Source organism: Mycobacterium sp., from assembly GCF_025965855.1.
In the GTDB taxonomy this organism is placed as follows: domain Bacteria; phylum Actinomycetota; class Actinomycetes; order Mycobacteriales; family Mycobacteriaceae; genus Mycobacterium.
The window spans coordinates 20,355-31,614 of sequence record NZ_JAOPWB010000011.1 but is presented as its reverse complement, the minus strand read 5'-3'; the positions used below and the strand labels follow the sequence as shown (position 1 = coordinate 31,614).

General features: G+C 67.9%; 9 protein-coding genes and 1 pseudogene. 5 read left to right on the top strand and 5 right to left on the bottom strand.

Annotated features, from left to right (window positions below; translation table 11 throughout):
* A partial coding sequence (locus JWP83_RS00970; protein WP_297724796.1) for an acyl-CoA dehydrogenase family protein occupies positions 1 to 801 on the bottom strand: 801 nt, incomplete at its 3' end.
* 274 nt (positions 802 to 1,075) lie between these two features.
* Between JWP83_RS00970 and kstR the strand changes: the two genes are divergently transcribed.
* Complete coding sequence (gene kstR, locus JWP83_RS00965; protein WP_297724805.1) at positions 1,076 to 1,675, top strand: cholesterol catabolism transcriptional regulator KstR; 600 nt, start codon at positions 1,076 to 1,078, stop codon at positions 1,673 to 1,675.
* Between the two features lie 5 nt (positions 1,676 to 1,680).
* Here the strand turns inward: kstR and JWP83_RS00960 are convergent, their stop codons facing one another.
* On the bottom strand, positions 1,681 to 2,760 hold the full coding sequence (locus JWP83_RS00960) for a LacI family DNA-binding transcriptional regulator (protein WP_297724793.1): 1,080 nt from the start codon (positions 2,758 to 2,760) through the stop codon (positions 1,681 to 1,683).
* Between the two features lie 103 nt (positions 2,761 to 2,863).
* Between JWP83_RS00960 and JWP83_RS00955 the strand changes: the two are divergent.
* From JWP83_RS00955 to JWP83_RS00940, 4 genes and pseudogenes are all read left to right on the top strand, one after another.
* Positions 2,864 to 3,048, top strand: a pseudogene (locus tag JWP83_RS00955) (metal ABC transporter permease); the annotation flags it as partial.
* Between the two features lie 21 nt (positions 3,049 to 3,069).
* Positions 3,070 to 3,828: a 5-oxoprolinase subunit PxpA gene (locus JWP83_RS00950; RefSeq protein ID WP_297724790.1), complete on the top strand. Its 759-nt coding sequence runs from the start codon at positions 3,070 to 3,072 to the stop codon at positions 3,826 to 3,828.
* Positions 3,828 to 4,748, top strand: a complete 921-nt coding sequence (locus JWP83_RS00945) for an MBL fold metallo-hydrolase (RefSeq protein WP_297724787.1) — start codon at positions 3,828 to 3,830, stop codon at positions 4,746 to 4,748. Before JWP83_RS00950 ends, JWP83_RS00945 begins: the two co-directional genes overlap by 1 nt.
* A gap of 13 nt (positions 4,749 to 4,761) precedes the next feature.
* A complete protein-coding gene (locus tag JWP83_RS00940) occupies positions 4,762 to 6,003 on the top strand; it encodes an SLC13 family permease (RefSeq protein WP_297724784.1) in 1,242 nt (413 codons plus the stop codon).
* 96 nt (positions 6,004 to 6,099) lie between these two features.
* Here JWP83_RS00940 and JWP83_RS00935 read toward each other — a convergent pair whose 3' ends face one another.
* From JWP83_RS00935 to JWP83_RS00925, 3 genes are all read right to left on the bottom strand, one after another.
* Positions 6,100 to 7,014, bottom strand: coding sequence for a hypothetical protein (locus JWP83_RS00935; RefSeq protein WP_297724781.1), 915 nt, complete (start codon positions 7,012 to 7,014; stop codon positions 6,100 to 6,102).
* On the bottom strand, positions 7,011 to 8,339 hold the full coding sequence (locus JWP83_RS00930; protein ID WP_297724778.1) for a LysM peptidoglycan-binding domain-containing protein: 1,329 nt from the start codon (positions 8,337 to 8,339) through the stop codon (positions 7,011 to 7,013). Before JWP83_RS00930 ends, JWP83_RS00935 begins: the two co-directional genes overlap by 4 nt.
* Before the next feature lie 166 nt (positions 8,340 to 8,505).
* On the bottom strand, positions 8,506 to 11,124 hold the full coding sequence (locus JWP83_RS00925) for a LuxR family transcriptional regulator (RefSeq protein WP_297724774.1): 2,619 nt from the start codon (positions 11,122 to 11,124) through the stop codon (positions 8,506 to 8,508).
* Positions 11,125 to 11,260 lie beyond the last annotated feature (136 nt).

Below are 11,260 nucleotides of genomic sequence, written 5' to 3'. Positions count from 1 at the left end.
GGCGGCCACCTCGGCCTGCTCGGCGCGGCACAGCATCTCCGCGCACAGGAGCTTGACGGCCTGGAAGCTGCCGATCGGCTTGCCGAACTGCTCGCGCACCTTCGCATAGGCGACCGCGGTGTCCAGCGACCATCGGGTGATGCCGGCGGCCTCGGCCGCCAGCACGGTCGCGGCCAATTCCTCGACCCGTTGTTCCGAGTCCGCGATGACGGTGGCCGGCGCCGACGTCAGGACCACGCGGGCCAGCGGCCGGGAGAAGTCGCTGGCCGGCAGCGGCTCGATCTGCACCCCGTCGCTGCCGGTGTCGACGAGCAGGGACTTCCCGCCGGCGGGCACGATCAGGACCGCGCCCTCCGCGGCGCCCAGCGCCCAAGGCAGGGTGCCCGACGCCCGTGACGTCTCGCCGTCGAATTGCACGTCACCCTCCAGCGCCACCCCGGCGAAGCGTTCGCCGGAGGCCAGGGCGGCCAGCAAGTCGGGATCATCGACGACCAGGGTCGCAACTGCCGTGGTCGCAATGGGGCCCGCGACCAGCGCCTTGGCCGCTTCCTCGACCATCGCGCACAGGTCCTCGATGCTGCCGCCTGCCCCGCCGCGTTCCTCCGCAATCGCCACCCCGAACAGCCCGAGGTCGGCCAGCCCCGCGAAGACCGGCCGCCACGCGTCGGCCCCTCCTTTTTCCCAACCCTGTTCTATCGCGCGAATCGCCGCCGTCCCGCCCGGCCCGGCGGTGGGGTTGCGGGCCCAGTCGCGCACCAGCGCACGCGCGGCGAACTGTTCGTCGGTGACGGTCGCTACCACCCTTGGTCCTCCGCATGCTTGGGTTCGACATCCAAGTTGGGGGCCACTAAGCCCACTAGAACGTGTTCTAATAGTGCCAGCGATCGAGCGTCAAGTCGAACGCCATTACAGCAGTACACGTGGTTGTCCTTGCTGCGGGGAGGTGGGAAATTCACGCACACCATGCGTATCGTTTGCGAACGAGCCACCCGAAGAAGGAGCACGCCCCCAAATGTCGTCAGCGAACCCGAACTCGGCCGGCGTTTCTGACTCGCAGCCGCGCGAGGTCATGAACGTGGCGGTACTGGCTGAGTCCGAGCTCGGCTCGGAGGCGCAGCGGGAACGCCGCAAGCGAATCCTGGACGCCACCATGGCCATCGCGTCCAAGGGCGGCTACGAAGCGGTCCAGATGCGCGCCGTGGCCGACCGGGCCGACGTGGCGGTGGGCACGCTGTACCGGTACTTCCCGTCGAAGGTGCATCTGCTGGTGTCGGCCCTCGGCCGGGAGTTCGGCCGCATCGACGCCAAAACCGACCGCTCCGCGGTCACCGGCGGAACTCCGTTTCAGCGGCTCAATTTCATGGTCGGCAAGCTCAACCGCGCGATGCAACGCAACCCGCTGCTCACCGAGGCGATGACGCGCGCCTACGTCTTCGCCGACGCGTCGGCGGCCAGTGAGGTCGATCAGGTCGAGAAGCTCATCGACAGCATGTTTGCGCGGGCGATGGCCGACGGCGAGCCGACCGAGGACCAGTACCACATCGCCCGGGTGATCTCGGACGTGTGGCTGTCGAACCTGCTTGCCTGGCTCACCCGCCGAGCCTCGGCGACCGACGTCAGCAAACGGCTGGACCTGGCCGTGCGGTTGCTGATCGGCGATCAGGACTCGGGCTAGCGCGCTTACGCGGGTTGGCCCGCGGTGCGGCCCCGAACCAATTCGGTGTGCAGCAGTTCGACGACCGGCAGGCCCGACCGTGGCGGCTTGAGCAGCAGTTCGCCCGCCCGATGGCCCTTTTGCAGGCTCGGCTGCGCCACCGTGGTCAATCCGCGGCCGATCGCCTCGGGCACGCCGTCGAACCCGGTGACGCTCATCTGACCCGGCACGTAAATGCCATGTGCCCGAAGGTAATCCATGGCAGAAAGGGCCAGGGTGTCCGCGGTGCACATCAGCGCGGTGATCCGCGGATTGGTCTCCAGCGCGACCTTGGCGGCGGCGCCACCCGATTCGGGCAGGTGCTCGTAGCTTTCCACGACTGTCAGCGAATCCGGGTCGACCCCGGCGGCCGTCATCGCCTCCCACACGCCGACGATGCGTTCGCGCTGCACGTCGAAGGCCGGCGACCGCAACCGGTCGACGTCCACCAGCCCCTGCCGGCGCTCGCGGCCCAGCCGCATGGTCAGCAAACCGATCTCGCGGTGCCCGAGCCCCAGCACGTAGTCGGCGAGCTCGCGCATCGCCGCCCGGTCGTCGATGCCCACCCGGGACACTCCGGTCAGGCCCTTGGGCTGGTCGACCACCACGACGGGCAGGCGCCGCTGCAGCACCACCTGCAGGTAGGGATCGTCGTCGCAGGCCGAGTACACCACGAAGCCGTCCACACCGGCGCCGAGCACCGCGGCCGTTCCGTCCTCGATGCTCCGGCTCGCGCCGACGGCCACCAGGAGCAGACCCTGCCCGATCTCTTCGCACGACCGCGCCACGCCCGCGACGAAATCCCGCGCGGCCGGGTCGGAAAAGAAATAGGTCAGCGGTTCGGCCATCACCAGACCGACCGCGCCGGCCTTGCGGGTCCGCAGCGATCGCGCCACCGGGTCGGGCCCCAGATAACCCAGCCGCTTCGCCGTCGCCAGCACCCGTTCGCGTAGGTCGGCGGAAAGCTGATCCGGCCGGTTGAAGGCGTTCGAGATCGTGGTGCGCGAAACCTTCAGTTCGTCCGCCAACGACGCCAGAGTCGCACGCCGGCGCGGTGTGGGACTCACGTTCGGTGACGCTACAGCGGGTCGCCGTTGGCGCATACGAGGCGCCGCTGCGCCACTTTCTAATGGAAACGATTTTCATCAGTATTGCGGGTCGGCCGGTGGGGTGGTCGCGTCGCCGGAGCGGGCGCGATGGTGGCTTCGGTGGTGTTCGCGGAAGTCGCCGCGGTCGGGGGCATCCTGCTATCGCTGGCGCCCGGCGTCCCGGTGTCGGTGTTCGTCGCCACGATTTCCTTTGTCATCTACCTGTGTTGTTGGTCCCTCGGGCGACGTCGCGAGGCCGCCACTTAATGTCCCCAATAAGCTAGGCCGGTGGCCGCTATCGACCTCAACGCCGACCTGGGCGAGGGCTTTGGCGTCTGGCGCCTTGGCGACGACGACACCATGCTCGGGATCGTCACCAGCGCCAACGTGGCGTGCGGATTCCATGCCGGAGACCCCGCCGGCCTGTTGCGGGTCTGCCGTGCCGCCGCCGAGCGCGGCGTGCGCATCGGCGCTCAGGTGAGCTATCGCGACCTGGCCGGGTTCGGCAGGCGTTTCATCGACGTCGCCGCCGACGACCTGGTCGCCGACGTGGTGTATCAGATCGGCGCGTTGCAGGCGATCGCGCGGGCGTCCGGCTCGGCGGTGTCCTACGTCAAACCCCATGGCGCGCTGTACAACACGATCGTGACCAACCGTGAGCAGGCGGCGGCGGTCGCGGCGGCGGTACACCTGGTGGAGCCGGCGTTGCCGGTGCTGGGCATGGCGGGTTCGGCGTTCTTCGACGAGGCCGGCCGCCTCGGCCTACGCGCGGTGGCCGAGGCGTTCGCCGACCGCGCCTACCGGCCCGACGGCCAGCTGGTTTCCCGTCGCGAACCCGGCGCGGTGCTGCACGATCCGGCGGCGATCGCCGAGCGCGTGGCGACCATGGTGACCTCGGGGTCGGTCACCGCTGTCGACGGCACGCAGATCGCCGTCAGCGTGGAATCGGTTTGTGTGCACGGCGATTCGCCGGGCGCGGTGCAGATCGCGACCGCGGTGCGCGATCGGCTCGCGGCCGCGGGCGCCGACATCAGGGCGTTCAGCTGATGCGGCTGAAATTCGGTCGGCCCGATCTCGCGCGGTATGCGGACCGCTTCGACGTGCCCGCCGCCGGACACGACGCGCCGCTTTCGGCGACCTGGCTGGGTGTGGCGACGCTGCTGCTCGACGACGGGTCGTCCGCGCTGCTGACCGACGGCTACTTCTCGCGGCCCAGCCTGGCGCGGGTGGCGGCCGGCAAGGTGTCGCCGTCACCGGCCCGCGTGGATGGCTGCCTGGCCCGGGCGAAGGTGTCCCGGCTGGAGGCCGTGATCCCAGTGCACACCCACATCGACCACGTGCTGGACTCCGCGCTGGTCGCCGATCGCACCGGCGCGCAGCTGGTCGGCGGCGAGTCGGCCGCGAACGTCGGGCGCGGATACGGACTGGCCGAGGACCGCCTCGTCGTCGCGAGCTCGGGTGAGCCAATTCGGTTGGGCGCCTTCGACGTGACGCTGGTGGAATCGCACCACTGCCCGCCGGACCGGTTCCCCGGCGCGATCGACGCGCCGCTGACCCCGCCGGTGAGGGCGTCGGACTTTCGCTGCGGTGAGGCGTGGTCGACGCTGGTGCACCATCGGCCGTCGGATCGGCGGCTGCTGATCCAGGGCAGCGCCGGTTTCGTCAAGGGCGCACTGGACGGCCGGCGCGCCGACGCGGTCTATCTGTCCGTCGGACAGCTGGGCCTGCAGCCGCGGTCTTATCTGCTCGACTACTGGACCGAGACCGTGCGCGCGGTGGGCGCGCGCCGGGTGATCCTGATCCATTGGGACGACTTCTTTAGCCCATTGTCAAAGCCCTTACGGGCCTTGCCATATGCGGGCGACGACTTGGACGTGTCGATCCGCGTCCTCGACGAGCTGGCCACACACGACGGTGTCGCGCTGCACATGCCAACGGTGTGGCGGCGCGAAAACCCCTGGGTGTAAAGCGGTTTAGACATTGGGACTGACCGCTGCGCTGTTGCTGCTCGCTGCCGTGCTCGTGTTCGCGGTTGTCCGCCCAAGGGGTTGGCCGGAGGCGCTGGCGGCGGTTCCGGCGGCGCTCATCCTCATCGCGGTCGGCGCGATATCGCTGCATCAGGCGGCCGAGGAGGTTGCCGGGCTGTCGGGGGTGGTCGCCTTCCTGGGCGCCGTGCTGGTGCTCGCCAAGCTGTGCGACGACGAGGGCCTGTTCGATGCGGCGGGCGCGGCGGTCGCGCGCGGGCGCGTCTCGTCGGGCGGCCTGCTGCGGCGGGTGTTCGTCGTCTCCTCGCTGATCACCGCCGTGCTGAGCCTGGACGCCGCGGTGGTGTTGCTGACCCCGGTGGTCCTGGTCGCGGTCCGCCGGCTGCGCACCCCGCCGCGGCCCTACGCCTATGCCACCGCTCATCTGGCCAACGGCGCCTCCCTGCTGCTGCCGGTGTCGAATCTGACCAACCTGCTGGCGTTTCATACCGCCAACCTCTCGTTCACCAAGTTCACCCTGCTGATGGCGCTGCCGTGGCTGGGCGCGGTGGCGATGATCTACGCGATCTTCCGCTGGTTTTTCGCCGCCGACCTGCGCGTCCAGCCCGACCCCGAGGAAGTGGGGCCGGCGCCGCGCCCACCGGTGTTCGTGTTGGTGGTCGTGGGGCTGACGCTCGCGGGGTTCGCGGTCGGCCAGTACGTCGGCGTCGCCCCGGCGTGGGTGGCGCTCGTCGGCGCCACCGTGCTGGCGGTGCGCAGCCTCAGCCGCCGGCACACCTCCGTGGCAGAGATCGCGCGCTCGGCGCATGTGTCGTTCCTGGTGTTCGTGCTGGCGCTGGGCGTCGTGGTGCGGGCGGTCATGCTCAACGGCATGGACGGGGCCATGTCGGCCGTGCTGCCCTCAGGCTCGGGACTGCCCGCGCTGCTCGCGATCGCCGCGATAGCCGCCGTGCTGGCCAACGTCGTCAACAACCTGCCCGCCACGCTGGTGCTGCTGCCGCTCGTCGCGCCCGGCGGGCCGGTGGCCATTCTGGCGGTCCTGATCGGGGTCAACATCGGTCCCAACCTGACCTACGTGGGTTCGCTGTCGAACCTGTTGTGGCGCCGCGTGCTGCGCCACCACGACGTCGATGCCGGCGTGGGCGAGTACACGCGCCTCGGGCTCTGCACGGTGCCCACGGCCCTGGTGGTGGCGGTGGTCGCGCTGTGGGCCTCCGTGCGCCTGCTGGGCGCGTAGGTAGTGATTCTCGTTGCGCTTCAGCACCGCTAGTTCCGGCGCGCAGTCGGCCACTGGTCCGACAACCCCACCGCGGCAAAACGGGGAAGTGCTGGCTTAGAACTGACTGGCGATCCACGCGTTAGTGCTAGGCGTCCGTGGAAGCTTGCCGCCGATGCTTTTGCCTGCCAGAGTGCGGCGAACGGAATACATCCGCGGTAGGACCAGGGCGTTGTCTGCGATTGACCAGTAAGATTGGGCTTTGACGCCACTGACGATGTCGCACCACGACGTACCAGGGTCGCCGATCTGACAACTTCCTCCTGTACATCCGATTTGTCGGACACCATTCCCTTCGTTGGGGTCGGTTGCCAGCTCGGCCAATTCGTGAGAGAAGACGGTGGTGACGAAGTCTGCGGTGCCGTCGTTCCCGACCCATAGGCAGTACGCGGGATCATTGTCGACATCGCCAAGGTCCAAGTCGTTCCAGATAACTTGCGTGTTCTGTCCGACGACGCCGGCGGTAGTGAATGTGGAATTGATTGGCATGATGAAGGCGTACACGTTTGGCCAGTTGTCGTCGGGCTCGGGTAATTGATCATCGTCGAGGAGGTTCTGCACGCGATCGGTGACATTTTTGATCGTGAACGGCTGCCCGTTCCCAGGTTCACTGTCCAGGACGAATGTTGTTCCCCGGACATCACCGCGGTGCACCCCATATTGCGCGAGGTAGGTGAGGTAGGGCCCCGCAAGTAGCGCTTTCACCCCGGCGATGATCCGGTCTGCGACGGGGTTGTTCGTCCACCAGGCCCCCCAAAAGATCAGGTTGACATGGACGTTCGTCAACGTCTTTCCCGGACCTGCTGCGAATGCAGTGCCTGGTGGCACGGGGCTGCCGCCGGTGTTCGGGTCGGTGAGCGGTTGGGTTGCCGACGAACAGTTTAGGGACGCGAACGATTCCCCTGCAGAGGTCATCCTCGCCTTCAGCGTCCGAGTTCGAGGTACGTCGCGGTGTTTGTTCGGCTCGCTCATTGCAGGCACACCAGGATCGGGAGCAATCCGATGCCGGATTGCATTGGGGCAAGGGCCTTGCCGATCACCGTGCCGTACGTGTCAGCGGGGTGTGTTGCCTTCATTGCGTGGCCGGGCGTTGACGAAGTCGTTAACAAATCGCCGACCTCGATCGAATGCGGGCGTGCGTCTACTTTGCAATACACTTTGCCGATCAGTGCCAGAGGTAGGCGGTTTGGCCGGGCTACGTTCCCACTGTCAAGAAGAATGCCGGGCCGGAATCGCCCGGCGCCGGAGATCACGCCAGCAACTCGCTTGTCATATGCGGAATCGCTTTGGCGCAGTGTCCCGGTCTCGTCGATGACGACGACGTCGCCGGCTTCGATCTTCGGTGCCTCAAGTACATCGAAAAGTTCCGCGCAGTCTGCACCTGGAAGAAAGACGTCGCCGTCGACCTCGAGGTTGCGCTCCACGCGTACGTCGCCGAAGAACTCGCCGGCTAATCCGCTGCGGGAATAGCCCATAAGGCCTGCGCCGTCCTCGCTCGCACCGAAGACACCGGCTTTCGCGCTGGGGAGCGAGGTCTCCTGCATGTGTGGGTCGCCGTGGAAACCTGTGACGCCGGTGTCCTTGCCTTGGCCGAAGATGCCGTCACCGTTCGTGCTCATCCCAACGAGGCCTGTACGTCCGCCGTCGCCCCAGACGCCATAGCCATCTCTGCTTACTCCGTGGACGCCACGACAGTTGACGCTGTCGGATTGTCCGAAGACGCCATCGCCGCCTTCGGCCGGGGTATCGTTCGTGCCCACGACGCCGCCGTGGTCCTTGGAATGGCTCACTCCACGCACCCCCTCCCCGGCGGTGCTCTCGCCGTAGAGCGCGTCGCCGCCGTCGCGGCTGTCATTGACGGCGACGACCCCTCCGTGGTCTTTGGAGTGGCTGACGCCGCGGACTCCCTCGAATGTGTCGCTCTCACCTAATACTCCGATGCCGGTGTGGCTGTGGCCAGCCAGTCCCCGCCCCCCGCCGATGGCGTCACCGAGAACGCCGTCACCGTCGGCGTAATTGCGGGCGGTTACCGCGGGGACACTTGAATCGTTGGAGGCGAATGTGTCTGCGAGATCCGGGATCAACAGGATATCGCCGGTGTGTATTACATTCGGGTCAGGAATGTGGTTAACCACCGCGAGCAACGGAAAGAGTGATGCGTCTCCATAGAATTTGAGGGCGATTTCGGACAGTGTGTCGCCGCTGAGAACCGTATATTGTTGAGACACAACGTTTCCTCCCTGCCGGACCGGAATGCTCGGATCGCCCATGGGTTCGGGCAATGATGTGGCGAGCACTCAGGCCTCCGACTGTTCCACGGCGCCGAAGATCAGTAATGAGTAGAGGACTACCTCAATTCCAGCGAGTGCGCGATACGCCTACGTTGCGGGCACGGTACAGCCGACTTTGGTCGGTGCGCACGAGCGATCGGCTACTCGAATTTCGGGACGCGGCGCGTCGGCTTCAGCCGCCGCCCGGTCCCGATCGGATGATCGACGCCAGCTCCTCGCGTGACTGCGCGCCGACCCGCTGGCAGGCCCGGTAGATGTGCCCTTCCACGGTCCGCACCGACATCACCAGCTTCGCGGCGATCTGACGGTTGGACAGACCGGCGACGACGAGTTCGATGACATCGCGCTGGCGGCCGGAGAGCTTTAGTCCCGTCGGAGTTCGCAGGGCCGGGGTGCGTAAACCACCGCATTCGTCGGCCAATTCCCTGGCCAACGCCGCGGCATACAGCCCACGCCTGTGCTGCTGGCCTTCGTCGAACGCGACGGAGGCCTGCGCCGCCGCGTCGGCGGCCGCGGCCCGATCGCCGATTTCCCGGTAGGCCGCCGAAGCCGCCAGCAGGCCCTCGCCGTCCGCGCCGAGCAGAGCCTTCGCATGCAACGCGACCGCGTTTGCCAGCGGCAGCGAGAGCGCCTCGGCCAGCTCCCGGGCCCGTTCCGCCCCCGACGCATCGCCCCATTGCGCCGCGGCCTGGATGCATGCCAGCTCGTGGGTGGGCTGGCCGCGGTCACGGGCCAGTTGTGCCGCTTCCCGCGCACTCACGACGGCCTCGCTCGGGCGGCCGCTTGCCGCCATCGCCCATCCCCCGGCCAGCGACAAGCCGGTGTGCATGAACAGGAAGTCGGGCGGCACGCAGGACCGCGCCCCGGCCACCGCATCGTTCGCTTCGGCTGCCTGCCCCAGCTTGGCGTGCGCCTCGGCCAACGCGAAGTAACTCGCCGGACGCAAACCCGTGGTCACGGAATGTATCTGAACGCCGGCAAGCGCTTCGTGCACCAGCCGGACCGCGTCGGCGACAGCGCCGCGGACCAGCTCGGCGTTCCCCAGCAGGAGGGCCAGATTCGCATACGCCAGGCCGGGAATGTCCCGGGCCGATTCGGCCAATTGCTTTGCCGCGGAGACGAATTCGTCGATACGACCGGTCAACCGGCAGGCACGACCGTACACGGCGCCGAACCAAAACCGCATATGGGACGCCTGAAACGACGTCGGCGCGCGCCACAGCGCCTCATCGGCGACGGCCGAGAGCTCATCGACCTTGCCGAGCGCGCCCATGGCCATGATCAACGCAAGCGACGCCATCATCGCGTGGAAATCCGGCAGAGCGCGGTAATCCAAGGCGGCCCGGGCCCTTTCGGCCGCCAGCTCGCAGCGCGCCGACACCGCGTCCAGGCAGGCCTGTACCGCCAAACGCTCCGCCACCTGCGCCGGGTTCTCGGGGGCCGCGGCAAGGCGGTCGAGGATCACCGACGCCTCTGCGGGCTTGCCGAGCATCCACACCAGGTTGGCCGCCCGCACGGTAGCCCAGTGATGGCCGTCAGACACGTCGCCGTCAGCCGCGTCGCGCAGCGCCGTCTCGGCCTGCTCGCCCCGTCCGAGCAGCAGCAGGTTCATTGCCCGCACCCCGGCCGCTCCAGGTGCTCCGGATTCCGCGGCGGCGGTGGCGAACCGGTCGGCCAGATCCAGATCCAGCAGCGTCATGGCATGCCGCGCTGATTCCAGATACAGCTCGGGGTCGGGATCCAGGTCCGACTCGAGGCGCAGCAACGCCCGGCGCACGGTGGCCTGCATGTCGGCGTCGCCGGCTTGGGCCAGCCGCACCGCCAACCGGCCCCGGATTGCCGAGAAATACATCTCGCCGGCACTCGCGCGGCGAAGCTCGCCGAACAACGGATGCGCCAGCCTGGCCATCAGCCCGCCGGCGGTGCGCTCGACGCTCACCAGGCCCATCCGTTCGGCGACTGCCAGGTCGCGGCGGCGGACCAAATCGCACAGCACATCGACGGCCAAGGGCTCGCACTGCGACAACGTGTCGACCACCATTGCCACCCCCGAGCTCAGCCGGCCCATCTGGCGCGCCACCGTGTCGGAAAGGCTCGCCGAAACCGCGACGTCGCCATCCCACATCGACACTCCGGCCAGCTTCCTCATCCGGCCGGCCGCTACCTGATCGGCCAGCAGCTGCCGCAGGAACAGCATGTTTCCGCCCGTCAGCCGTCGGAACCGAGCCGCGCTCCGGGCGTCGATCGGACCACCCAGCGTGCTCTCGATGACCTCGCGCGTAGCGGCAGCCGAAAGCGGTTCGAGGTCAAGGCGAGCCAGCAGTCCGTCCTTCCACAAGGCCATCACCGCGTCGGGTTCCTCGATGCCGGTACGCAATGTGACCACCAACCGGGCCCCGCCGGACTGCGCCAGCTGATGAATGACAAGGGCAGACAACCCGTCCAGCAGGTGCGCGTCGTCAACCCCAATCACCACACGACCCCGACGCTGTTGCGTGACAAACGAATTAATGACGCGACGCACGTTGGTCAGCGGGTCTGACATCGCCTCACCCAGCAAGCCGATGAATGCTCCCAGGGGCAGCGCACGCGCCGATTCGGTGCCGACGATCCATTTTGTGCACTCACCCGACGCCTCAGCGCGCCGCAGCGCTTCGCGCGCCAGCCAGGTCTTGCCCACACCGGCGGCTCCGGCGATCACCACGCCGGAGTGGTTGCCAGTCCCGCTCAGGGCGCGGCGAATAGTCCCCAACTCACTGTCGCGCCTGGCCAGCAGCGCGCCGCTGATCACGCGGCGACTATAGCTCCTGCGCCAGCCTGTGGCGGGCCCATTTGTCGACGTTTCGGTGAGCCGGTGCATAGACCACCGGTACAAGTTGAGTAGCCGACTACGCTATCGGCGCACCGTGGTGGCCCGTGAACATGGC